Raw genomic sequence first — 23,912 nt, 5'->3', positions numbered from 1 at the left:
AACTCCGTTCAAAAATCGTCCAAAGGCGCACGGTCTGTATAATGGCCCGCTCAACGGGTTCGGCCAAGCCATCTCTATGCTGCGTTCACTAGTACGTCGTCTTATCAAAGCCCTGCTCCTGTTTGCTGCGGGCAGCGTGTTGCTGGTCCTGATCTTCCGCTTCGTGCCGCCACCGGGCACGGCGCTGATGGTTGAGCGCAAGGTTGAATCGTGGGTCGACGGCAAGCCTATTGATCTGCAGCGCACCTGGCAGCCATGGGACAAGATTTCCAATGACCTGAAGGTCGCGGTTATCGCGGGCGAAGATCAGAAGTTCGCTGAGCATTGGGGCTTTGATGTTGAGGCCATTCAGGCTGCCATTGCCCACAATGAGATGGGCGGCTCTATTCGCGGTGCCAGCACCCTGAGCCAGCAAGTCTCCAAGAACCTGTTTCTGTGGTCGGGCCGCAGCTATCTGCGCAAAGGCCTGGAAGCGTGGTTTACCGGGCTGATCGAAATCCTTTGGTCCAAGCAGCGGATCCTCGAGGTCTACCTGAACAGTGTCGAGTGGGATGACGGTGTGTTCGGCGCTCAAGCGGCAGCGCAGCATCACTTCGGCGTGAATGCCAGCGCCCTTTCGGTGCAGCAGGCCAGCTATCTGGCAGCGGTGCTTCCCAACCCCCGCGAATGGAGCGCCAGCCGTCCAACCAGTTACGTCGCAGGCCGCGCCAGCTGGATTCGTCGGCAGATGCAGCAGTTGGGTGGAGATGATTACCTGCTGGGTTTGAATAACAGCCGTAAGCTCTGACAGGCGGACTCGAACCGGTAGGAGCGAATTCATTCGCGAACGGCTGCGCAGCAGTCGCAAATCTGGCGACCCGACTCCAGCACATGTATCGGGTAGCAGGTTTTGCTGCCGCTTCGCGCCAGTTCGCGAACAAGTTCGCTCCTACCCAGGATGCGAACTCATTACGCCTACGCCTGAACGAGCACACACACGAAACTGTGGGAGCCGAGCTTGCTCGCGATGCTGGTGCTGCGCTCTATCAGGCCCATTGAGTCATCGTTCATCGCGAGCATGCTCGGCTCCCACAGAGAGCAGATCCAGACACACAAACAAAACGCCCCGACCGGTTTCCCGGTCAGGGCGTTTCTTTATCGACGAACCGTTATTACGCGGCTATCGACAACTTGAGCTTGTTCATCGCGCTTTTCTCAAGCTGGCGAATACGCTCGGCGGAGACGTTGTACTTCTGCGCCAGGTCATGCAGCGTCGCTTTCTCTTCAGCCAGCCAGCGCTGATAGAGGATGTCACGGCTGCGGTCGTCCAGCACTTCCAAAGCCTGATGCAGATTGGCAGTGGAGTTGTCAGTCCAGTCGGAATCTTCCAACTGACGTGCCGGATCGTAACGATGGTCTTCCAGATAATTCGCTGGTGACTGGAACGCGCTGTCGTCGTCGGCTTCAGCAGCCGGGTCGAACGCCATGTCGTGACCGGTCAGACGGCTTTCCATCTCCCGCACTTCACGCGGCTCAACGCCGAGGCTTTCAGCCACGCGATGAACTTCTTCATTGTTCAGCCACGCCAGACGTTTCTTCTGGCCACGCAGGTTGAAGAACAGCTTGCGCTGGGCTTTGGTGGTCGCGACTTTCACGATGCGCCAGTTACGCAGGATGAACTCGTGAATTTCCGCCTTGATCCAGTGAACAGCGAACGAAACCAGACGCACACCCATTTCCGGGTTGAAGCGTTTAACGGCCTTCATCAGGCCGACGTTACCTTCCTGAATCAGATCTGACTGAGCCAGGCCGTAACCGGAATAACTGCGTGCGATGTGCACAACAAAACGCAGGTGGGCGAGGACCATCTGCCGAGCCGCCCCCAGATCCTGCTCATAATAGAGACTCTCAGCCAGTTCACGCTCCTGCTCAGGGGTCAGCAAAGGAATGCTGTTCACCGTGTGCACATAGGCTTCCAGGTTCGCACCCGGGACTAAGGCATACGCAGGTTGCAAAGAAGTGGTCATACGAAATGTTACCTCCGTCACATGACTCGTGCAGTTCAGCACTGCGAAATTGACTCGGGAACCGCTATACAAGTTCCCTGTATAAAAAAGTCAATACATGAAGAAAAATTTACCGAGGTGCCAGCTCTCTCAAATGGCGTGCTACTGCAATCCAGGCACCGATATACCCTAACAACACCGCTCCAAGCAAGAGTGATAGACCATCGGACGCTGGAACGCCAGCCAGAGAAAAATCACTTCCGTACAATCCGGCCAGTCCAATTACCGCGTCGTTGAGCCAGTCCAGCCCGAAAGCCAACACACCCCAAGACAGAAAACCTGCGCCAAGCCCATACAATGCGCCCATATAAAGGAAGGGACGCCGTACATAACTATCGGTGCCGCCTACCAGCTTAATGACTTCGATTTCGGTGCGCCGGTTCTCGATGTGCAGACGAATGGTGTTACCAATCACCAGCAGCAATGCCGCCACCAATAACACGGTCAGGCCAAACACAAAGCGGTCGCCTAGCTTGAGAATCGCCGCCAGACGCTCTACCCAGACCAGGTCCAGTTGCGCCTGCTCGACGTTGGGCATGCCTGCAAGTTGAGTCCGCAAGGCCTCTAGCGCAGGTTTGTCCACCTCATCCGGAGTCACCAGCACGACGCCCGGCAGCGGGTTTTCCGGCAATTCCTTGAGCGCTTCACCCAAGCCGGATTGCTGCTGAAACTCCGCCAACGCCTGTTCCCGGCTGATGTATTCAGCCTCGGAGACGCCTGGCATCAGACGAATTTCGTTACGTAATTTTTCGCCCTCGCTGGCGCTGGTATCCAGCTTCAGGTAGATCGAGATTTGTGCAGCGCGCTGCCAGGAACCACCTAACCGCTCGACATTGTTGAGCAACAACGACAAGCCCATGGGCAGACTCAAGGCAATCGCCATCACCAGACAAGTGAAGAAGCTGCCGATCGGTTGCTTGCCCAAGCGACGCAAGCTGTCGATCAAGCTTGAACGATGCGCTTCCAGCCAGGCGTTGAACAGCGTACCGAAGTCTGGACCGTCATCGTCATGGCTGTTTTTTGACTTTTTCGGAGCAGGATCGGCGGCTTTCGGCGATACGCGCTCGGAAACCTTAGGGGAACGTGTGGCACTCATACCCCAGCCTCCCCGTCACCGATGAGGCGACCGCGTTGCAGAGTGAGCATTCGGTGACGCATACGGGCGATCAGCGCCAAATCGTGACTGGCAATCAGCACGCTGGTGCCGAGGCGATTAATGTCTTCGAATACACCCATGATTTCCGCTGCGAGCCGTGGATCGAGGTTACCGGTGGGTTCATCCGCGAGCAGCAAAGCTGGACGATGCACAATGGCGCGAGCAATGCCGACCCGTTGTTGCTGGCCGGTAGACAGATCGCCGGGGTACAGCTCGGCCTTGTCGGAAAGAGCCACGCGCTCCAAAGCGGAGTCCACGCGTTTCGTGACTTCCAGCTTGGACAAACCAAGAATCTGCAGCGGCAACGCGACGTTGTTGAAGACCGTACGATCAAACAGCAACTGGTGATTCTGGAACACCACGCCGATCTGGCGGCGCAGAAATGGAATCTGTGCATTGCTGATCTGACCAAGATCCTGCCCCGCCAACAGCAGTTTGCCGGTGGTCGGACGCTCCATGGCCAGCAGCAGGCGCAGCAAGGTGCTTTTGCCCGCGCCGGAGTGGCCGGTCACGAACAGAAACTCGCCACGACGCACTCGAAAGCTCAGCTCATGCAAGCCGACGTGTCCGTTCGGATAGCGTTTACCGACCTGTTCGAAACGAATCATGTGCGCTCGCGCTCCGCAAACAGGGCCTGAACAAACGGCTCGGCCTCAAAAGTACGCAGGTCATCAATGCCTTCGCCCACGCCGATATAGCGGATAGGCAGATCAAACTGTTTGGCGAGCGCAAAGATCACGCCGCCTTTGGCCGTACCGTCCAGCTTGGTCAACGCCAGACCGGTCAGGGACACCGCCTGGTGGAAATGCTTGGCCTGACTGATCGCGTTCTGTCCGGTACCGGCGTCCAGCACCAGCAGCACTTCGTGAGGTGCTTCGGCGTCCAGTTTGCCGATGACCCGTCGCACCTTCTTCAATTCTTCCATCAGGTTGTCTTTGGTTTGTAGACGACCGGCGGTGTCAGCGATCAGCACGTCGATACCGCGGGCCTTGGCGGCCTGCACAGCATCGAAGATCACCGAGGCGGAGTCGGCACCGGTATGTTGAGCGATGACCGGAATCTTGTTGCGCTCGCCCCAGACCTGCAGTTGCTCGACGGCAGCGGCGCGGAACGTGTCACCGGCGGCGAGCATGACTTTCTTGCCTTCCAGTTGCAGCTTCTTCGCCAGCTTGCCAATCGTGGTGGTTTTGCCCGCACCGTTGACGCCGACGACCAGAATCACGAAGGGTTTATGCGACGCGTCGATGACCAACGGTTGCTCAACCGGTTTGAGCATTGCCGCCAACTCTTCCTGCAGCGAGGCGTATAACGCCTGGGCGTCGGTGAGCTGCTTGCGTGCCACTTTCTGGGTCAGGCTGCGGATGATCACACCCGTTGCCTCGACGCCAACGTCGGAGGTCAGCAGGCGGGTTTCAATCTCTTCCAGCAAATCATCGTCGATCGCTTTCTTGCCCAGGAACAGGCTGGCCATACCTTCGCCAATGCTGGCGCTGGTTTTGGACAAACCTTGTTTGAGGCGAGCAAAGAAGCCAGCCTTGGTCGCTTCAGGCTGAGCGGCAACAGGCGCTGGCGGGGGTTCGATGATGGGTGCAACAGCTGCAGCAGCGGCCGGAGCCATGGCAGCAACCACGGGAGGAACAACCGGCTCAGGTTGCGGCTCGGGTTCTATCGCAACCGGCTCTGGCTCTGGCTCTGGCTCTGGAGTGATGGTCGATTCCGGCTCGGCAATCGGCACGTCAATACGAGGCGACTCAGGCTGCGGTTCAACCGGATCGGTAACAGGCGCAATCGGTGGCGTAACGTGCAGCTCGTACTCATTGACCAGCGCGACAGGCTCTTCGGCGACCGGCAAGGTCAGCCAAGGCTCTGACGTCGGCTCGCCCGGCTGGACCTGTTCCACGACAGGTTCAGCAGCGACTTCGTGCGCAGGCTCGGGCGTCAATGCCGGAGCAAGCTGCACCTCAGCCGTCAGCGGAGTCGATTCAATCACCGGCTCCGCAGTTGCTGTGGATAGGTCTTGAGGCTGTTCGGCAGCGGTTTCCTGCGGCTTTTTGCGCAGCCATCCGAACAGGCCTTTCTTCTCGCCAGCCGGGGCTGGGGTCTTCTTGTCGTCGTTGGAACCAAACATGGAGGACGGCTATCTCAAGGTAGCGACGCGCCAGAGCGGCGCCTCTGAAAAATTCTGATATGCGAAACAGACTACATTTGAGTCTGCTTGTTCATCTGCTGGCCAAGCATAATCCGCGGATTACTGTAGGAGCGACCGGCTCGACACCACTCCTCGCAGGACCGGCTTTAGCCGGGAGGGCGGCATGTGGGCCGATCGAGATGCGTTGAATGCGCCATCCCCCTCCCGGCTAAAGCCGGTCCTACGGTTGCTGCGCAATGCGTTCCTGAATCTTTGTCATGGTCGCAGAGCAAACAGGCCGCTATCCTAACACCCCCGCGCCCGTGGACGCTAAGTTCAAACGGGCCGTCTTACAGGTTCAAATTACGAATGAATGCTCTAGCCCGCCGTGCCGCAGGCCTGCTGTTCGGCACAATTTGTCTGCCATTCGGCGCAATGGCCGCCGATCCGCAACCTACCCATGAATTCACTCTCGCCAATGGCCTGAAGGTCATCGTTCGCGAAGATCACCGCGCTCCGGTTGTGGTGTCGCAGGTCTGGTACAAAGTGGGTTCGAGCTACGAGACCCCGGGCCAGACCGGCTTGTCCCACGCCCTTGAACACATGATGTTCAAAGGCAGCTCGAAAACCGGCCCTGGCGAAGCGTCGCTGATCCTGCGGGATCTGGGCGCCGAAGAGAACGCATTCACCAGCGACGATTACACCGCCTACTACCAAGTGCTGGCGCGTGATCGTCTGGCCGTGGCCTTTGAGCTGGAAGCTGACCGCATGGCCAGTCTGAAGCTACCGGCTGATGAGTTCAGCCGCGAAATCGAAGTGATCAAGGAAGAGCGCCGCCTGCGCACCGACGATAAGCCGACGTCCAAAGCCTTCGAGCGCTTCAAGGCCATGGCTTATCCAGCCAGCGGCTATCACACGCCAACTATTGGCTGGATGGCTGACCTTGAACGCATGAAGGTCGAAGAGCTGCGCCACTGGTATGAATCCTGGTATGTACCGAACAACGCCACGCTGGTGGTAGTAGGCGACGTCAAACCCGACGAAGTCAAAGCCTTGGCTGAACGTTTCTTCGGGCCGATTGCGCGCCGTGACGTACCACCGTCGAAGAAACCACTGGAGCTGGCCGAACCCGGCGAGCGCCGCATCACTCTGCATGTACAGACTCAGCTGCCGAGCCTGATGTACGGCTTTAACGTGCCAAGCCTGGCCACCGCCGAGGATCCGCGTTCGGTCAACGCACTGCGCCTGATCGCAGCTTTGCTGGATGGCGGCTACAGCGCGCGCATCCCGACGCGCCTTGAACGCGGTGAAGAGCTGGTTTCCGGCGCAGGCTCGAACTATGACGCCTTCGCCCGGGGCGACAGCCTGTTCATGATCAGCGCCACGCCCAACACTCAGAAGAAGAAAACCCTGGCTGACGTCGAAGCCGGCATCTGGCGTTTGCTCAACGAGCTGAAAACCAAGCCGCCAACCAGCGAAGAGCTGGAACGCGTACGTGCTCAGGTAATCGCGAGCCTGGTCTACGAGCGCGACTCGATCACCAGTCAGGCCAGCACCATTGGCGAACTGGAAACCGTCGGCCTGTCGTGGAAGTTGATCGACGAGGAACTGGCCGCGCTGCAAAGCGTGACTCCGGCAGACATTCAGAAAGCCGCCAGCACCTATTTCACCCGTGAGCGCCTCAGCGTTGCGCACGTTCTACCTGAGGAGAAAGCAAAATGAGTGAGCGCAACGGCCCACGTAAGATGCTGTTTGGCCTGCTGTTGACCACCAGCCTCGGTGTTTTCGCTGCACAGTCGGCACTGGCTGAAGAAGCCGCCAGCGACGCCGCGCCCGCACGCCCGGCTCTGGAGTCCTTGAAAGAGCTCGATGGCAAGGCGCCGGCGCGCCGCAGCCTGGATATTCAGACCTGGCAAACCGCAGAGGGCGCCAAAGTCCTGTTCGTCGAAGCTCACGAGTTGCCGATGTTTGATATGCGCCTGACTTTCGCAGCAGGCAGCAGTCAGGATCAAAACCTGCCGGGCGTCGCGGTGCTGACCAACGCCATGCTCAACGAAGGCGTGAAAGGTAAGGATGTAACCGCTATCGCTCAGGGCTTCGAAGGCCTCGGCGCGGACTTCAGCAACGGCGCCTATCGCGACATGGCAGTGGCTTCGATTCGCAGCCTGAGCGCGACGGACAAACGCGAGCCTGCGTTGAAGTTGTTCTCCGAAGTGGTGGGCAAGCCGACCTTCCCTGCGGACTCACTGACTCGCATCAAGAACCAATTGCTGGCCAGCTTCGAATACAAGAAGCAGAACCCGGGTTCGCTGGCAGGCGAAGAGCTCTTCAAGCGTCTGTACGGCAACCACCCTTATGGTCATCCAAGCGAAGGCACTGCCGAGTCCATCAAACCGATCACTCTCGCGCAGCTCAAAGCGTTTCACGCCAAGGCTTATGCGGCAGGCAATGCGGTAATTGCGCTGGTGGGCGATCTGTCCCGCGACGAAGCGCAGGCCATCGCTGCGCAAGTCTCGGCATCGCTGCCTAAAGGCCCGGCATTGGCGAAACTGCCAATCCCTGCCGAACCCAAAGCTGGCGAAACGCACATCGAGTTTCCTTCGAAACAGACTCACCTGATGCTCGCCCAATTGGGCATCAAGCGTAACGATCCTGACTATGCGGCACTGTCGCTGGGCAACTCGGTACTCGGCGGTGGTGGTTTCGGCAGCCGTTTGATGACTGAAGTCCGTGAAAAACGCGGCCTGACGTATGGCGTCTCTTCGGGCTTCACCCCGATGCAGACTCAGGGTCCGTTCATGATTGGCCTGCAGACCCGCGCCGAACTGAGCGAGAACACCCTGAAGCTGGTGCAGGACATCGTCCGCGACTTCCTCGCCAACGGCCCGACCCAGAAAGAACTGGACGACGCCAAGCGCGAATTGACCGGTAGCTTCCCGCTAACCGCGGCCAGCAACTCGTCCATCGTTGCGCAACTGGGCGCCATCGGCTTCTACGACTTGCCGCTGACGTTCCTCGAAGACTTCATCACCCAGTCGCAAAGCGTGACTGTCGAGCAAGTCAAAGAGGTGATGAACAAGCACTTGAGCGCTGACAAGATGGTGATCGTCACCGCCGGGCCGACCGTGGCGCAAAAGCCGCTGCCGCCGCCCACCGACAAACCTGCTGAACGCCCTCTCGGGGTCCCGGAGCATTAATGGCCAATCCACGCCCTAAGGGCCACAACGGCCTGGGTCAACTGCGCATCATTGGTGGCGAATGGGGCAGTCGCAAGCTGACGTTCCCCGACGCCCCAGGTCTGCGCCCGACACCGGATCGCGTCCGCGAAACCCTGTTCAACTGGCTGGCAATGGACATTGCCGGTGCCAAGGTGCTGGATGTTTTCACCGGCAGCGGCGCGCTGTTCTTCGAAGCGCTGTCACGTGGCGCGAGTAAAGGCCTGGCGCTGGACAACAGTGCGGCAGCGATTGCGAGCCTGCGTCAGAATCTGAGCATGTTGAATTGCACCACCGGTCAGGTCACACAGGCCGACTCGCTGCGCCACCTGGAAACCCAGACCGCAGAGCCATTCGATGTAGTGTTCCTCGACCCGCCGTTCCACCAGAACCTGCTGGCTTCGGCCTGCGCGCTGCTGGAATCACACGGCTGGCTGGCGGAAAACGCGTGGATCTACACCGAAAGCGAAACCCCGCCATCGACCACCGGTTTGCCGGGTAGCTGGCGTCTGCACCGGGAGAAAAAGGCCGGGCAGGTGTACTACGCGCTGTGGCAGCGTGGGTAACAGATAGTGGCGTTCTGAATTAATCTGTGGGAGCTGAGCTTGCTCGCGATGCGGGCGCTTTCATTTATCAGGCAAACCGCGTTGTCCTTATCGCGGGCAAGCCTCGCTCCCACAGAGAATGCGATTGATCATTGAGCTTGCAGTGAACATAGAATATCCCACAGTTTCAGGGCAATCCTTCACCTCAGGCCGTTTACACACCACCTATCCATAGTGGCGACCACTCAGCAGCAACTTCCTTACATCCCTCGCCACTTGTGGCAACGTACATCTATACGCAATCCGCCGAGAGAGGACGACCGTGTTCACACGCCCTGCTAAATCCTCCTTCGCCAATCGCTTCATTCCCGCATCAGGCCTGGGCAATCCCCATCTGCAGACCTTATGGGGCCCGCTATGGCGAAGAAAAAATCGAATCGAACGACAACGTGAGCGTATCTGGCTGGCCGATGGGGACTTTCTCGATCTTGACTGGTTTGGCCCGCATGAGCTGAACACTCCACTGGTGCTGGTGCTGCACGGCCTGACCGGCTCATCGAACTCGCCTTATGTGGTCGGCTTGCAAAAGGCGATCGCTCTGGAAGGTTGGGCCAGCGTCGCACTGAACTGGCGAGGGTGTTCCGGTGAGCCGAACTTGCTGTCGCGCAGTTATCACTCCGGCGCCAGCGAAGACCTCGCGTCAGTCATTGCCCACCTCAGAGCCAAACGCCCCTTGGCACCGCTTTACGCAGTGGGTTACTCATTGGGCGGCAACGTGCTGCTCAAATATCTGGGTGAGTCGGGCGAGAACAGTGATCTGCAAGGCGCAGTGGCCGTGTCCGTGCCGTTCCGGCTGGATGAGTGCGCCGACCGCATTGGCATGGGCTTTTCCAGGGTCTACCAGCGGCATTTCATGCGGGAAATGGTTACGTACGTAAAGGACAAACAGCGTCACTTCAAGGACGAAGGGATCAGCGAAGGACTGGCTGAATTGTCCGCACTGGGGTCACTGGAAAACATGCGCACGTTCTGGGATTTCGATGGCCGGGTAACCGCCCCCCTGCATGGATTCGCAGACGCCAAGGATTACTACCGCCGCGCGTCCAGTCGCTATTACCTGGGAGACATCCGCACACCGACGCTGATTATCCAGGCGGCAGACGATCCGTTCGTGTTCAAGCACAGTCTGCCAGAACCGGAAGAACTGTCTGCCAGCACCGAGTTCGAGCTACAGGAAAAAGGCGGGCACGTAGGGTTCGTCGACGGCTCGCTGAAGAATCCCGGCTATTACCTTGAGCGGCGGATTCCGTTGTGGCTGACGAGTGCTCATGGGACAGGGCTTTAGCTTATTACATTAAACACATCCCCTGTAGGAGCTGCCGAAGGCTGCGAGGCATTCATTCTGATACATCGCTATCGCAGCCTTCGGCAGCTCCTACAGGTCAAATATTCGCCGCGATACAGCCCGGTGCCATGGACACCCAGTCAGCTCATCTTTACTGGAGAAGATTACGTTCAAGCCCCCGTCGCAACCTCACGCCCCGGATCGGTAATCCACTCACTCCACGACCCCGCGTACAACGCCCCCAGCGGATAACCCGCCAGACACAGCGCAAACAGGTTATGACACGCCGTCACACCAGACCCGCAATAGGCAACCAGACTCTCTGGTGGGCGTCCCTGAAGCTTTTCGGCGAAGCGTTGCTTGAGTTGCTCAACCGGTAAAAAGCGACCGTCCGGGCCGAGGTTCTCATTGAACGCCGCACATTGCGCACCGGGAATGTGTCCGGCAACCGGATCAATAGGCTCCATTTCCCCGCGAAAACGCGCTTCGGCGCGAGCATCGATCAGGGTCAGCTCTGGTTTATTGAGACGTTTCTGCAATTGATCGGCACTCAACACCAGAGAGTCATCAGGCTGGCCCTTAAAATTCCCCGGTTCTTTGCCCGGAGGATCAAGGCTTAACGGCAAACCTGCAGCGTGCCAGGCCTTCAGCCCACCATCGAGGATAAATACTCCGTCCCGTTTGCCCAACCAGGCCAGCAACCACCAGGCTCGAGCAGCGAAAGCGCCAGGTCCGTCGTCATAAAGCACGACATCGCTGTCAGCGTTAATGCCCCAGTACTGCAAGCGCTCAACCAGCTTCTGTGGATCCGGCAAAGGATGACGGCCGGTTTTCCCCTTGCTGACCGGACCGCTGAGATCACGCTCCAGATCGGCGAAAGACGAGCCGTCGATGTGCCCGTCGGCATAGCTGCGCTGGCCGTAGGAGGTATCTTCCAGAGCAAAACGACAATCGAGAATCACCAGCCCCGGCTGTAGCTGGCGAGCCGCCAGCTGCTGCGGGCTGATCAGTTGCGCGATAGGCATGACAGGCTCCTGTGGACAATTGAAAGGTTCAGCATTTTCCCAGATCGTTGCAGCTCACGAAGTTCAGACTCCATCCGCCAGCGCTTGATGCAACGGTACGTAAAATTCTTCGCACAGCGCTTTCACTTCGTCTTGCGCCTGCGGGGTCACGTAGCCCGACTCAAGCATCAGCACCTGATAAACGCCACGGCGCATGGCGTCCGCACTCAGGTGAGTGCTGGTTTCCCGCGTAGTACAGAGGAAACGCACCCACGACGTCAGAACGATCCAGGTATTGAGCGTCAGCGACTCGATTTGCACCTTGTTCATCTGCAGGATGCCAGCCTCAACGAATCCGCCATAAATGGCCATGGCCTGAATCAGGCAATGCTGCGAAAAGCGTCGATAACGCGCGGCCAGTTCCACATCGCAATCCAGCAGATGCTCCAGATCGCGATGCAAAAAACGATAACGCCACATCCCGTCGAGAATTTCCAACAGGTAATAACGTTTGTCTTCGACACTGGGCAAGCGACCTTTGGGCGGACGCAGAAAGGTGTTCACCAGAGTTTCGTATTCGGTGAATAGCTCGGCGATGATCGCCTGCTTATTGGGGAAGTGGTAATACAGATTGCCCGGCGACATTTCCAGATGCGCCGCGATATGGTTGGTGCTGACACTGCGTTCGCCCAGTTGATTGAACAGTTCCAGACTGTTCAGCACGATCCGTTCACGGGTTTTGATACGCGGGGTCAGGCTCACACTTGATCGCTCGGCTGTTATCGGTATCCAGCGATCTTAACGCAAGCATGAGGTCCGGGCATCAACCGTCCGGACATCACTTTCCCTCAAGGACGCTTGCCAATTTCCCCTTGCTGCGCGGTCCAGGGCTTGACCTGCTCGCTCCACGGCTCTGTCGGATAATCCGCTGTCAGATAAACATGCAACTCCATGGCAAAGTGCGGTGCCCAGCATCAACCCGGCCTGCTCGGCCATCGCCGCGACTTTCAGATAACGCGTAATACCACCACCTCTTGGCACATCCTTAATGACACCCTATAGGCGTACACCGCGTAAATAGTTGTAGGCTTATAGGCTTACATTTTTTATACAGATGCATGCCTATGAGCTAACATGAAAATACATATGTACGCCTGAAGGCTTACGATTTTTTCTAAAATCACAACCTATAGGCCTACGGTTATTTCTGCAAAGCTGCCTGATGGCTGCCAAAAGGGGGATTCCATGGGTACTTCGTCACTGAACAAGCTGCGTCTGAATCAGGTAGAGCGTGCATTGGAACCATTCACTGCTTTAAAAGGCAAAACCGTACCGCCCGGGGGTTGGCTGCGTTCAATCCGAGAGTCGCTCGGCCGCTCTTTAAGGAGTCAGGCTGCATATCTGGACCTGTCACCAACGACCCTCCAGAAATCCGAAAAGTCTGAAGCCGAGGACCGGATCACGCTCGGTCAGCTGCGAAAGCTGGCAAATGGACTGGATTGCGAGCTGGTCTATGCACTTGTGCCAAAAAATCCACTGCACGAAATGGTCGAAGACCGTGCGCAATGGCTGGCACAGAAAGAAGTGATGGGGGTTTCACACACCATGGCCCTTGAAGATCAGCGTCCCTCTGACGCATTCGTCGAACGTAAGGTGAATGAGCGACGTCAGGAGTTGCTCGCGGGTGCGTGGAGCCGACTGTGGCGTTAGAGACGAACCTGAAACCCGGCCAAACGCCCCTGGATGCTGACGAATCAGCCGGACTTAAGCCAAAACATATCAGCACTCAGGGCGAGCTTGACGAATGGGAAGCTGAAAACCTGCTCAGAGCCACTCGATGGCTCAACGGCCAGAAAAAGCTTGATGTGCTGAATGAACAATTTTGCCGCAACCTGCATAAGAAAATGTTCGGCGACACCTGGATTTGGGCAGGCACCTTTCGGAAAACCGAAAAGAACATTGGCTGCGACCCCATTCAGATAGCGATCCAGCTAAATCAGTTATTGGCGAACGTTACCTATTGGATTGAGAACGAGAGCTTTGAGCCCGACGAGATAGCCGCCCGCTTCCATCGAGAGCTCGTCTGTATACACCCCTTCCCCAACGGAAACGGCCGACACGCTCGCTACATGGCTGACGCCCTTCTAAGGCAGTGCGGCCATCCGGAGTTCTCTTGGGGAAGCAAAAACCTCGTATTAGCCAGCGAAGTTCGAGGTCGATACATCCAGTCCCTGCGCGACGCGGATGCCGGGAATTACGCTTTGCTTATTGAGTTCGTCCGTAGCTGAATCACTGCTAACTCAAAGCATAGAATCTCGGAAAACATAGCAACCCAACACGGAATTTGACTTCCTAGAGCAACAACTCTAAAACCAGTGGATAACTCCAAACGGAATTGCCACATGCCTGCCGAACTTGCCTGGTTATCGGATCGCTCACAACCCACCAGCGAACTTGAGCGAGTGTTTGCCGAGCAGCGCAAAGCCTTTGCCGCCAATCCGATGCCTACCGCAGACCAGCGCCTGCAATGGCTTGCCAGTCTGCATGACCTGCTCTGCGCCGAGCAGCAGGCTTTGATCGAGGCAATCAGCAGTGACTTCAGCCATCGCAGTGCTGATGAGACGTTGCTCGCCGAGTTGATGCCCAGCCTGTTCGGCATCAAGGACGCCCGTAGGCACCTGAAAAAATGGATGAAGCCTGCCAGACGAAAAGTGGGCATCGCCTTCCAGCCCGCATCGGCCAAAGTGGTGTATCAACCGCTGGGCGTCGTGGGGGTTATCGTGCCCTGGAATTACCCGCTGTTTTTGGCAATAGGGCCAATGATTGGGGCGTTGGCGGCGGGTAATCGGGTGATGCTCAAACTCAGTGAGTCAACACCGGCCACCGGTGAACTGCTCAAACGTCTGTTCGCGCAGGTGTTCCCGGAAGATCTGGTCGCCGTAGTGCTGGGCGAAGCGGACGTCGGCATCGCCTTCTCAGGGTTGCCGTTCGACCACTTGTTGTTCACGGGCGCAACCAGCGTTGGCAAGCATGTCATGCGTGCTGCTGCGGAAAATCTCACGCCGGTTACGCTTGAGCTTGGTGGCAAGTCCCCGGCTATCGTGTCCCGTGATGTGCCGTTGAAGGACGCGGCCGAGCGCATCGCTTTCGGCAAGACGCTAAACGCCGGGCAAACCTGCGTCGCGCCTGATTACGTATTGGTGCCGGAGGATCGCGTGACAGGATTCATCGAAGCGTACAAAACCGCCGTCCTCAGGTTTTACCCCACGCTGGCTGACAACCCGGATTACACGGCGATCATCAATCAGCGTCAGTTGGCTCGGCTGAACCATTATCTGGATGACGCCGCAGACAAAGGCGCACAGATTATTTCGCTTTACGAAAGCGGCCAGGATCGACGCATGCCGTTCAGCCTGCTGCTTGATGTCAGCGAAGATATGCTGGTGATGCAGGACGAAATCTTCGGCCCACTCCTGCCCATCGTGCCGTACTCAGGGATCGACGAGGCATTCGCCTACGTAAATCAGCGCCCTCGCCCACTGGCCTTGTATTACTTCGGCTACGACAAAGCCGAACAACAACGCGTGCTGGAGCAGACCCATTCCGGGGGGGTGTGCCTGAATGACACCCTGCTGCATGTCGCCCAGGATGACTTGCCGTTTGGCGGCGTCGGCCCTTCCGGGATGGGCCATTACCACGGCCATGAAGGCTTCCTGACCTTCAGCAAGGCCAAAGGCGTGCTGATCAAACAGCGTTTCAACGCTGCCCGGCTGATCTATCCGCCTTATGGGAAAGCGATGCTAAGGTTGGTCTATAAACTGTTTATCCGGTGATGGCTGGGCTCTGTCTTTAGTGCATACGAATCGACACCGCACTGTAGGAGCCTACGAGCACCGCGAGGCAGCGAAGGCGTTCTACCTGATACCGCTTTCGCGGCCTCGCATTGCTCGTGCGCTCCTACAGAACGCATTCCAATTCAATTGCATACATGTAGTTTGATGGGAGCTGCCCCGGAGTCCATCACACCGCCCTGACTCGCGGCAAACATGGCCCCTGTAGGAGTGAGCTTGCTCGCGATAACGTTCTGCCAATCAACTATTTTGTGACAGAAAGACCGCTATCGCGAGCAAGCTCACTCCTACATTTCTACCGTTTCGCGATGTCCGGCAGGGACAGGGCATACACAGCTCTAACACCCGATTTCAATGGCAATACGACCTTAGCCTTCAGCACTTCGACTTGGCCCACCGGGAATGCTGCGCTACCATCCGACTCCCCAAGGACTCCGACCAGGACGACGCGATGAACCGAGTGTTGTATCCAGGCACCTTCGACCCTATTACCAAGGGCCACGGCGATCTGGTCGAGCGCGCATCGCGCCTGTTCGATCATGTGATCATTGCGGTCGCCGCCAGCCCGAAGAAAAACCCGCTTTTCCCACTGGAACAGCGTGTGGAGCTGGCACAAGAGGTCACCAAGCATCTGCCGAATGTCGAGGTGGTAGGCTTTTCGACACTGCTGGCGCACTTTGCCAAAGAACAGAATGCCAATGTGTTCTTGCGTGGTCTGCGCGCCGTCTCCGACTTCGAATACGAGTTCCAGCTGGCCAATATGAACCGCCAACTGGCACCGGACGTCGAAAGTCTGTTCCTCACGCCATCCGAACGGTACTCGTTTATTTCCTCGACGCTGGTCCGTGAAATCGCGGCCCTGGGCGGAGATATCACCAAATTTGTTCATCCGGCTGTCGCCGAGGCGCTGACTGAACGCTTCAAACGCTGAGTTTTACGGTAACGTCCGGGTGCAACGAAACGACTAATGCGGCACAATTCGCCGCATTAGATTTCATATGCCCCGGCATTGACCGTGGCAGGAGTGTTCCATGTCCCTGATCATCACTGACGATTGCATCAATTGCGACGTCTGCGAACCCGAGTGCCCGAACGAGGCGATTTCTCAAGGCGAGGAGATCTACGTGATCAATCCGAACCTGTGCACCGAATGCGTTGGCCATTACGACGAGCCACAATGTCAGCAAGTCTGCCCCGTGGATTGCATCCCGCTGGATGAAAACCGCGTCGAAAGCAAAGACGAGCTGATGAACAAATACCTGATCATCACCGGCAAGGCTTGACCGTCGGCGTCTCCTGATCGCCGACATCCAGCTATCTTGCCGGCCGACCAAAGCGAATCCGGCATGATCTTCAAGCACGTTCTATCCAGCGTTTTTTTGCTTTGCGCTTTGTCAGCGCAGACGACTGTCGCTGCTGAAACCGCATTTCCCCGCCCTGCAAAATCCGCCATCGCCAGCCCGCATCCAGAAGCCACTGCAGCGGGTCGGGAGATCATGGTGGCGGGCGGCAATGCCTTCGACGCTGCCGTGGCCATCAGCGCCGCGCTGGCCGTGGTTGAACCTTACGGTTCGGGACTGGGCGGCGGCGGGTTCTTCCTGTTGCGCCAAAGCGGCGCGCAGACAGGCTATGTATTTCTGGATGCGCGAGAAAAGGCCCCGCTCAAAGCGACTTACGATCTCTATCGCCGCGATGGCAAAGTACAACCCGGCCTCTCACTGAACGGCCCTCTGGCCGCCGCCATTCCGGGTCTGCCCGCAGCATTGGTCGAATTGGCCGAGCGTTATGGCAAGCTACCACTGAACATCTCCATGGCACCGGCCATTCGCCTGGCGTATCAGGGCTTTCCGGTGGACAGAATTTATCAGCAACGCGCTCAGGCTCGTCTATCCGCACTGCGCGACGACCCGGAAAGCGCCCGGCTGTTTCTGCGTAACGGCGAAGTCCCGGCGATGGGCGCGATCATCCAGCAGCCGGAGCTGGCCGCGACGCTGAACCGGCTGGCCAACAATGGCCGCGATGGTTTCTACGCTGGTCTGACGGCTCAGTCGCTGGTTCATGGCGTAAAAACAGCAGGCGGCATCTGGAATTCAGAGGATCTGGCTCAGTATCAGGTCGCGACCCGAGCGCCGCTGCGTTTTCGCCTGGATGACCAGCGAGAGCTGATCAGCGCCCCACCCCCCTCAGCTGGCGGCGTAGCGTTGGCCCAAAGCCTGATGATGCTGCAGCAACTCCCATGGCAGCAGTCAGACAAAGTTCAGCGCACACACTACGTATTGGAAGTACTGCGGCGCGCTTATCGCGACCGTGGCCTGCTGGGCGATCCGGACTTCGTCGCCAATCCTCTCGATCATCTGCTGGATCGCGAGTATCTGGTGCATCTGGCGGGCAGCATCAACCCTCAAGACGCGACGCCAAGCAGCAGCCTTGAGCCTTCACCGCGCTGGCGTGAAGGTGAACACACCACCCATTTTGCCGTTCTGGACACAGACGGCAATGCAGTCGCGGCGACGCTGTCAGTCAATTTGCCATTCGGCGCGGCGTTCACGGTGCCGGGTACAGGCGTTGTGCTGAACGACGAAATGGATGATTTCGCTGCCGACCCACAAGGCAGCAACGCCTATGGACTGGCAGGCAGTAAAGCCAATTCGATTGCGGCCGGGAAACGTCCACTGTCCAGCATGAGCCCGAGCTTTCTGGAAAGCCCCGATGAGTTCGCCGCGTTCGGCACGCCGGGTGGCAGCCGTATTCCGAGCATGGTGCTGCTGTCGATGCTGGAGTATCTGAATGGCCAACCGGTTGCCAGTTGGCCAGCCGTGCCGCGCTACCATCACCAGTACCTACCGGACGTGGTCGAGCACGAGCCGGGAGCGTTCAGTCAGGAAGAATTGAAAGCGCTGCAATCGCGCGGTTATCACTTCAAGGAAGTTTCGCGAGGCTATGGCAATCAACAAGTGTTGCTGTGGGACAAGACCGGGAAACGTATCGAAGCGGCCAGCGACCCGAGAGGCCTGGGCGTGTCAGAAACATTCGATCCGAAGGTCAGGCAAACCGCGCCCTGAGCAGACATGCCTTACTCCTGCCTGTTATAACCATCACCTGTGCAGCCCAGGCAGCGCACAAAAGCTGCCTTGCCCGGGTCAACGACCAGTGCCTTGCCAGTGCGGCCAATACCACCGCCCATCGCGGTGAAAGGCAGAGCAACAACAAACAACCCGGCGCCGACAATAGTGGCTGCGATCAGTAGCGGTCGGGCAATCAGCAAATCGCCGATCATGGCGTAAGCCGGTGGATTCTGGATGCTGTAAACCGGGTCTCCGCTGCCGTGATTCACCGGCTCGTTGGCCGTTACAGGCATTGCCTGCATGCCGAAAATCAAAGCCAGGCTGGCGGCGATCAGTCGAAACGGCTTCATGGCATGGTCCTTCATGTACAGCGGTTTGGGATGCCGTTAACTATAAACAGCGATGACGGTTAAGCAAGTGCGGCAAACACAACAATATGTTGAAGCGACTCCCTTGTGGGAGCCGGGCTTGCCCGCGATAAGTCTAGACACAACTCCCGGACAGACCGAGTCGCTAGAATCGCGAGCAAGCACCGCATCCACAGGATTTGCATCTCATTTGAGCTTGCAGGCAAACATCGAATCGTCCACTTTCCGAGCGTTTAGTCGAATCACTTCTGACACTTCGGGCAATACACACTCGCCCGCTGCCCCAGCTTGATCTCACGCAACGTAGTGCCACAGATTTTGCAGGGCTGCTCGCCACGGCCGTAGGCAAACAACTCTTGCTGGAAGTAACCAGGCTGCCCATCACCGCCAATGAAGTCACGCAATGTCGTACCGCCACGCTCGATGGCGGCGGCCAGGATGCGTTTGATCTCAATCGCCAATCTCAGATAGCGGGCACGAGAAATGGTTTTGGCCTCTCGGCGCGGATCAATACCGGCCGCAAATAACGCTTCGGTGGCATAGATATTCCCAACGCCCACCACTACCGCGTTGTCCATGATGAACGGCTTGACCGCAATGGACTTGCCCCGCGAACGCTCGAACAGGCGCTGACCATCGAACAAATCAGTCAGCGGCTCAGGGCCCAGGCGTACCAGTAGTTCATGATTAAGCGGGTCCAGGCTCCAGAGCATTGCGCCGAACCGACGTGGATCGGTATAACGCAGCGCCATGCCGGACTCCAGCTCGATATCCACATGCTCATGCTTGAGCGCGGGCATGCCGGCCTCCACCAGACGCAAGTTGCCTGACATGCCCAGGTGGCTGATCAAGGTTCCGACTTCGGCCTGAATCAGTAAATACTTGGCGCGTCGCTCGACCACCACGATCTTCTGCCCTGAGAGGCGCACATCCAGATCTTCCGGGATCGGCCAGCGCAGACGTCGGTCACGCACAATGACGCGGCTGACACGTTGACCTTCGAGGTGAGGCGCAATGCCCCGGCGGGTGGTTTCAACTTCGGGTAGTTCAGGCATGGATAACTCGGTGATGCGCGAAGCGATGCAACAGTGCGCAGGATCAATGCGCGGACAGTTCGCGAATGCTTTCTTTAAGGTTTTCGAAATCGTAATCGGACAGACCAACGTAATCGAGGATCAGATGCCCGATGGCATCCCACTCGTGATCTTCGTCTTCGTTGCCGAGTACCTTGTGCGACGCGCAGATATGCTCGGCCATTTTCAACACTGCCAGCAGGTTCTTCAGCGGTGCATTACGGTTGGAGTCATCCTGAAAAATCGCCAGTGCATTATGGTGATTAGCGATGGCGTTGGTGACATGTTCGGGCAAACGCCAGGACTTCGCAGTGAAATAGCCTACAACGGCGTGATTGGTATCAAACGTTTCGTTTTCAGTGTCCACGACCCGGCGCTCCCCACGTGCACTGGTATAAGCCTGCTCCAAGACCTCCATATAGTTGGGAAAGCGCTTAAGCATCAGGGGAATGCCGCAGTCATGGAAAAGACCCAGCGCGTAGGACTCGTCCACAGTTTGCGAGCCAATGCGCTTGGCCAGCGTCAGACTGGTCATCGCCACGTCCTGAGTCGAATCCCAGAAACGGTTCAGCGTCACGATGGTTTCATCGCTCATCTCGCCCTTGATCGACTGCGCATTGATCAGGTTGATCACAGAGCGAATCCCCAACAGATTGACCGCCTTCTGGATCGAGGCAATCTTGTTGGCAAGCCCGTAGTGAGCCGAGTTGACGATTTTCAGCAGAGCCCCTGACAAACCAGGATCTTGAGAAATCAGCTTCGCGATCACATCAAGATCGGGGTCGGGCATGTACTGCTCCATCTGCAAATCCACCATGATTTGCGGTTGCGGAGGCACACTGATGCCTTGCAAGACGTGCTGAATCTGCTCGGACGTAAGCTCTTGGGACATAGGTCAACACTCAAGGACAGATCTGGATTCTACTCCTTCATGCCCGTGGCTTTATAGCCATCAATGCCGACGGTAATCGCCTAAAAGGCGTCAATTATCCCGACACTGAAGCAACGGCCCTTGCAAGCCGCTAAAAAATATCGAGATGTGCAGGCATTTCAAGCTGCGAAGATTCTGTAGAAATCTGTTTCAAAAGCAGGACTCGGGCGGTTGGGATGATCGAGCCTGCGGCTGCACAACCGCTAGCCGGTTAATTCACATCATCGCGCCCCAGAGCGAGATGACGCGCTATAATCCCGCTCTTTTTTCCGGAGCGACGTCATGTCCTTGCCTAGCTTGCGCCTCAAAGCCAACGCCGACCGTCGCCTGCGCGCCGGTCACTTGTGGGTCTACAGCAACGAAATCGACGTAGCCGCGACCCCGCTGCACGGCTTTGCCGCAGGTGATCAAGCCGTGCTGGAAGCCGCAGGCGGCAAAGCGCTGGGCATCGTCGCCATGAGCCCCAACAACCTGATCTGCGCCCGCCTGCTGTCGCGGGACGTCAAGTTGCCGCTGGACAAATCGTTGCTGGTGCATCGCCTCAATGTGGCCTTGTCTCTGCGTGACCGCCTGTTCGACAAGCCGTTCTATCGCCTGGTCTATGGCGACTCGGACCTGCTGCCGGGCTTGGTCGTTGATCGTTTCGGCGACATTCTGGTGGTCCAGCTGGCGTCAGCCACCATGGAAAAACACAAGGAAGACGTGCTTGCCGCCCTGGTTCAAGTGCTCAAGCCAAGCGGCATCCTGTTCAAGAACGACTCGGCTGCGCGGGATGCAGAAGGCCTGAACCGTTATGTGGAAACCGCATTTGGCCTGGTTCCGGAGTGGGTCGCGCTGGAAGAGAACGGCGTGAAATTCGAAGCGCCGGTCATGGAAGGTCAGAAAACCGGCTGGTTCTACGATCACCGCATGAACCGCGCCCGCATTGCCCCGTACGTAAAAGGCAAACGTGTTCTGGACCTCTACAGCTACATCGGTGGCTGGGGCATTCAGGCAGCAGCGTTCGGCGCCACTGACGTAACCTGCGTCGATGCATCTGCATTTGCACTGGACGGTGTGGAGCGCAACGCTGCACTGAACGGTTTTGCGGAGAAACTCACCTGCATCGAAGGTGATGTGTTCGCAGCCCTTAAAGAGCTGAAAGCCAGCGAAGAGCGCTTCGACGTGATCGTTGCCGACCCTCCGGCCTTCATCAAACGCAAGAAAGACCTGAAGAATGGCGAAGCCGGATACCGTCGCCTGAACGAGCAAGCCATGCGTTTGCTCAGCAAGGACGGCATCCTGATCAGCGCCTCGTGCTCGATGCATTTGCCGGAAGATGACCTGCAAAACATCCTGCTGACCAGCGCCCGCCACCTGGATCGCAACATCCAGCTGCTCGAGCGCGGCGGCCAGGGCCCGGATCACCCGGTACACCCGGCGATCGCCGAAACACGCTACATCAAGAGCATCACGTGCCGGTTGTTGCCAAATAGCTAAGCTGTAACGACTCCCTTTGAATCAAGGGGAGTCGTATTTCTCCAGCCGGATTTTCAGGTCACGAGTAGCAGATCTGAAACCGAAGCTCACTATCATGAGACCAAAAATTGCTACCGCGAATCCTAGAAGAATCACGGCCTCTTGATCGATTATCCCCGCTATAACCATCCCGAAAAACACCATGTTGCAGATACCCATAATTATCATCGTCGGGATATAGCTCATTCCAGGATTGCCCTTATCTCCTAGAGCATCAAGCTGCTCTTGAGGGGAGATCAACATGCATCGACAATGTGGACAGGCCAAAGGCTGCCTTATAAACAATGTTTTTTGCTGCTCCTTGCTTGGTAAAAACGTTTTGTCGCAATCACTGCAATCCGCCTTCATGCCTACGACACAAACAAAATTGTCGCCCACTTCATCCTCCCGACCAAACCGGGCCTCCCTAGTGGAAAGCGCTGCGGTGCGTCGGCATCCTATAGAGATGACTGGATGTAAAAAATCCGTCAGCAGCACTTTCAGAAACCTCCTACAAACAAAACTGTACGTTAGATACCACGATCATCTGCCGAGCTATTCGCTGTCATCCTAGCCAAGACTTTCTACCGCAAGTCAGAATTCCGTCACTGTCACACCCCGGCAATGAACCCGAACGTTTTTTGACGGTCAGTGTGTGGGGATGAAAAAGGATGGCGTTGCTGGCGTTGAGCCCCAAAAGGCTCATGTATTCCCCTTTTCGCCCATGCCGATCATCCATCGCAGTTGCAGCGCTTTTGCCCTGCAGATCACTGCCCCATCTTTACCGGCCCGACCATCGGCGCCTTTATCTTTCCTTTTATCGAAGATAACCATGTCTATGTCTCGTCATCTTTCAGCATTCATTTCTCGTCTTCCTCGTGTTTTCAACTACCGCACTCTAGGCGCTGGCTTGCTGATCGCTGCTTGCACTACAGCCCATGCGGCAGAACCCAAAGCCAACGACCGCTGGGTCAGTGACAGCCTCAATACGTATGTGCGCAGCGGACCAACCGACGGCTATCGGATTGTCGGTACCCTTAAGTCCGGCCAGAAGGTTGAGCTGATCAGCACTCAAGGCGAGTACAGCCAGGTGCGCGAGGGTGGTAACTCGGTATGGATTCCGACTGCCGACCTGCAAAGCCAGCCCGGCCAGGCCGAACGTCTGCCGGAGCTGACTGAACAGGTGGCTGATCTGAGTGGCCAGCTCAAGACCATCGATGACGGCTGGAAGGTGCGCGTGCAAGGCATGCAGGAAACCCTGGATACCCGTAAAAAGCTGATCGATGAGCTCGAAGCCCGCAGTAAAGACCTCAACGAGCAACTCACCGCGGCCCAGTCAGAACTGCGGACCACACAGGCCAAACTCGGCGATGAGAACAACCTCGTCCTGATGCGCTATATGGTCTACGGCGGCAGCATCGCCGGCGCAGGCCTCCTCGTCGGCCTGATCATCCCGGCCATGACACGCGGCCGTAAGAAGAATGATGGTTGGGTTTAAACCTGCGTAACGACAACTGACGCAATCGCGGGCAAGCGCGCTCCTACAGGGAAACGCATTATCAAAACTGATTTTGCGTTGCGGCACATGACGCCATCGCGAGCAAGCTCACTCCTACAGGGAAACGCATTATCAAAACTGATTTTGCGTTGCGGCACATGACGTCATCGCGAGCAAGCTCACTCCTACAG

The 23,912-nt window shown here is 57.4% G+C and carries 24 protein-coding genes and 1 pseudogene; 13 read left to right on the top strand and 12 right to left on the bottom strand.

Annotated features, from left to right (window positions below; genetic code table 11):
• Nucleotides 1-76: 76 nt before the first annotated feature.
• On the top strand, nt 77-787 hold the full coding sequence (mtgA, locus tag KDX30_RS12690) for a monofunctional biosynthetic peptidoglycan transglycosylase (protein WP_099269144.1): 711 nt from the start codon (nt 77-79) through the stop codon (nt 785-787).
• A 364-nt stretch (nt 788-1,151) separates the two neighbouring features.
• Here the strand turns inward: mtgA and rpoH are convergent, their stop codons facing one another.
• The 4 genes from rpoH to ftsY all read right to left on the bottom strand — a co-directional run bounded on the left by rpoH (nt 1,152) and on the right by ftsY (nt 5,329).
• The gene (gene rpoH, locus KDX30_RS12685) at nt 1,152-2,006 is read right to left on the bottom strand and encodes an RNA polymerase sigma factor RpoH (protein ID WP_027899700.1); all 855 of its coding nucleotides are present in this window, start codon (nt 2,004-2,006) and stop codon (nt 1,152-1,154) included.
• A 109-nt stretch (nt 2,007-2,115) separates the two neighbouring features.
• Complete coding sequence (gene ftsX, locus KDX30_RS12680; protein WP_027899699.1) at nt 2,116-3,141, bottom strand: permease-like cell division protein FtsX; 1,026 nt, start codon at nt 3,139-3,141, stop codon at nt 2,116-2,118.
• Nucleotides 3,138-3,809 (bottom strand): cell division ATP-binding protein FtsE, encoded by a 672-nt coding sequence (gene ftsE / locus KDX30_RS12675; RefSeq protein WP_027899698.1) that lies wholly within the window; start codon nt 3,807-3,809, stop codon nt 3,138-3,140. Before ftsE ends, ftsX begins: the two co-directional genes overlap by 4 nt.
• On the bottom strand, nt 3,806-5,329 hold the full coding sequence (ftsY, locus tag KDX30_RS12670; RefSeq protein ID WP_231676037.1) for a signal recognition particle-docking protein FtsY: 1,524 nt from the start codon (nt 5,327-5,329) through the stop codon (nt 3,806-3,808). The genes ftsE and ftsY overlap by 4 nt, the downstream gene beginning before the upstream one ends.
• Nucleotides 5,330-5,698: 369 nt before the next feature.
• Here ftsY and KDX30_RS12665 point away from each other — a divergent pair, with 369 nt between their 5' ends.
• From KDX30_RS12665 to KDX30_RS12650, 4 genes are all read left to right on the top strand, one after another.
• Entirely contained in the window at nt 5,699-7,051 is a 1,353-nt protein-coding gene (locus KDX30_RS12665; RefSeq protein ID WP_231676026.1) for a M16 family metallopeptidase, read from the top strand.
• Nucleotides 7,048-8,526, top strand: coding sequence for a M16 family metallopeptidase (locus KDX30_RS12660; RefSeq protein ID WP_231676025.1), 1,479 nt, complete (start codon nt 7,048-7,050; stop codon nt 8,524-8,526). Before KDX30_RS12665 ends, KDX30_RS12660 begins: the two co-directional genes overlap by 4 nt.
• Nucleotides 8,526-9,110: a 16S rRNA (guanine(966)-N(2))-methyltransferase RsmD gene (gene rsmD, locus KDX30_RS12655; RefSeq protein WP_122397923.1), complete on the top strand. Its 585-nt coding sequence runs from the start codon at nt 8,526-8,528 to the stop codon at nt 9,108-9,110. The genes KDX30_RS12660 and rsmD overlap by 1 nt, the downstream gene beginning before the upstream one ends.
• Before the next feature lie 301 nt (nt 9,111-9,411).
• A complete protein-coding gene (locus KDX30_RS12650; RefSeq protein WP_231676022.1) occupies nt 9,412-10,434 on the top strand; it encodes a hydrolase in 1,023 nt (340 codons plus the stop codon).
• A gap of 170 nt (nt 10,435-10,604) precedes the next feature.
• Here the strand turns inward: KDX30_RS12650 and KDX30_RS12645 are convergent, their stop codons facing one another.
• The 3 genes and pseudogenes from KDX30_RS12645 to KDX30_RS12635 form a co-directional block, all read right to left on the bottom strand.
• Nucleotides 10,605-11,459, bottom strand: coding sequence for a sulfurtransferase (locus KDX30_RS12645; protein ID WP_231676019.1), 855 nt, complete (start codon nt 11,457-11,459; stop codon nt 10,605-10,607).
• Nucleotides 11,460-11,522: 63 nt separating this feature from the next.
• On the bottom strand, nt 11,523-12,194 hold the full coding sequence (locus tag KDX30_RS12640; RefSeq protein ID WP_122806142.1) for a TetR/AcrR family transcriptional regulator: 672 nt from the start codon (nt 12,192-12,194) through the stop codon (nt 11,523-11,525).
• Nucleotides 12,195-12,286: 92 nt separating this feature from the next.
• A pseudogene (locus KDX30_RS12635) lies at nt 12,287-12,491 on the bottom strand (enolase C-terminal domain-like protein); the annotation flags it as partial.
• Nucleotides 12,492-12,683: 192 nt separating this feature from the next.
• Here KDX30_RS12635 and KDX30_RS12630 point away from each other — a divergent pair.
• From KDX30_RS12630 to ggt, 6 genes are all read left to right on the top strand, one after another.
• On the top strand, nt 12,684-13,148 hold the full coding sequence (locus tag KDX30_RS12630) for a mobile mystery protein A (protein ID WP_231676016.1): 465 nt from the start codon (nt 12,684-12,686) through the stop codon (nt 13,146-13,148).
• The gene (locus KDX30_RS12625; protein ID WP_231676014.1) at nt 13,139-13,726 is read left to right on the top strand and encodes a mobile mystery protein B; all 588 of its coding nucleotides are present in this window, start codon (nt 13,139-13,141) and stop codon (nt 13,724-13,726) included. Before KDX30_RS12630 ends, KDX30_RS12625 begins: the two co-directional genes overlap by 10 nt.
• A 114-nt stretch (nt 13,727-13,840) precedes the next feature.
• The gene (locus KDX30_RS12620; protein ID WP_231676012.1) at nt 13,841-15,271 is read left to right on the top strand and encodes a coniferyl aldehyde dehydrogenase; all 1,431 of its coding nucleotides are present in this window, start codon (nt 13,841-13,843) and stop codon (nt 15,269-15,271) included.
• Between the two features lie 469 nt (nt 15,272-15,740).
• A complete protein-coding gene (gene coaD, locus KDX30_RS12615; protein WP_027899686.1) occupies nt 15,741-16,220 on the top strand; it encodes a pantetheine-phosphate adenylyltransferase in 480 nt (159 codons plus the stop codon).
• A 100-nt stretch (nt 16,221-16,320) separates the two neighbouring features.
• Entirely contained in the window at nt 16,321-16,572 is a 252-nt protein-coding gene (locus tag KDX30_RS12610; RefSeq protein ID WP_027899685.1) for a YfhL family 4Fe-4S dicluster ferredoxin, read from the top strand.
• Nucleotides 16,573-16,635: 63 nt separating this feature from the next.
• Nucleotides 16,636-18,351 (top strand): gamma-glutamyltransferase, encoded by a 1,716-nt coding sequence (gene ggt / locus KDX30_RS12605; RefSeq protein WP_231676010.1) that lies wholly within the window; start codon nt 16,636-16,638, stop codon nt 18,349-18,351.
• An 11-nt stretch (nt 18,352-18,362) separates the two neighbouring features.
• Here ggt and KDX30_RS12600 read toward each other — a convergent pair whose 3' ends face one another.
• From KDX30_RS12600 to KDX30_RS12590, 3 genes are all read right to left on the bottom strand, one after another.
• Entirely contained in the window at nt 18,363-18,704 is a 342-nt protein-coding gene (locus tag KDX30_RS12600) for a multidrug transporter (protein ID WP_231676009.1), read from the bottom strand.
• 260 nt (nt 18,705-18,964) lie between these two features.
• Entirely contained in the window at nt 18,965-19,777 is an 813-nt protein-coding gene (gene mutM, locus KDX30_RS12595) for a bifunctional DNA-formamidopyrimidine glycosylase/DNA-(apurinic or apyrimidinic site) lyase (protein ID WP_027899682.1), read from the bottom strand.
• A 43-nt stretch (nt 19,778-19,820) separates the two neighbouring features.
• Nucleotides 19,821-20,633 (bottom strand): HDOD domain-containing protein, encoded by an 813-nt coding sequence (locus tag KDX30_RS12590; protein ID WP_231676129.1) that lies wholly within the window; start codon nt 20,631-20,633, stop codon nt 19,821-19,823.
• A 375-nt stretch (nt 20,634-21,008) separates the two neighbouring features.
• On the opposite strand from KDX30_RS12590, the gene KDX30_RS12585 reads away from it, so the two are divergent.
• A complete protein-coding gene (locus KDX30_RS12585) occupies nt 21,009-22,205 on the top strand; it encodes a class I SAM-dependent rRNA methyltransferase (RefSeq protein ID WP_027899680.1) in 1,197 nt (398 codons plus the stop codon).
• A gap of 21 nt (nt 22,206-22,226) precedes the next feature.
• Here KDX30_RS12585 and KDX30_RS12580 read toward each other — a convergent pair whose 3' ends face one another.
• Both KDX30_RS12580 and KDX30_RS29485 read right to left on the bottom strand, forming a co-directional pair.
• The gene (locus KDX30_RS12580; RefSeq protein WP_231676007.1) at nt 22,227-22,721 is read right to left on the bottom strand and encodes a hypothetical protein; all 495 of its coding nucleotides are present in this window, start codon (nt 22,719-22,721) and stop codon (nt 22,227-22,229) included.
• Between the two features lie 204 nt (nt 22,722-22,925).
• Nucleotides 22,926-23,057 carry a hypothetical protein gene (locus KDX30_RS29485; protein WP_255879654.1) on the bottom strand — a complete coding sequence of 44 codons (132 nt, stop codon included), beginning with the start codon at nt 23,055-23,057 and terminating at the stop codon, nt 22,926-22,928.
• A gap of 4 nt (nt 23,058-23,061) precedes the next feature.
• Between KDX30_RS29485 and KDX30_RS12575 the strand changes: the two genes are divergently transcribed.
• Entirely contained in the window at nt 23,062-23,721 is a 660-nt protein-coding gene (locus KDX30_RS12575; protein ID WP_231676126.1) for a TIGR04211 family SH3 domain-containing protein, read from the top strand.
• Nucleotides 23,722-23,912: the final 191 nt, after the last annotated feature.

This window comes from Pseudomonas quasicaspiana, from assembly GCF_021147825.1.
GTDB classification, from domain to species: Bacteria; Pseudomonadota; Gammaproteobacteria; order Pseudomonadales; family Pseudomonadaceae; genus Aquipseudomonas; species Aquipseudomonas quasicaspiana.
Note: the sequence above shows the minus strand (reverse complement) of the source record. Positions and strands in the feature narration are given on the sequence as shown.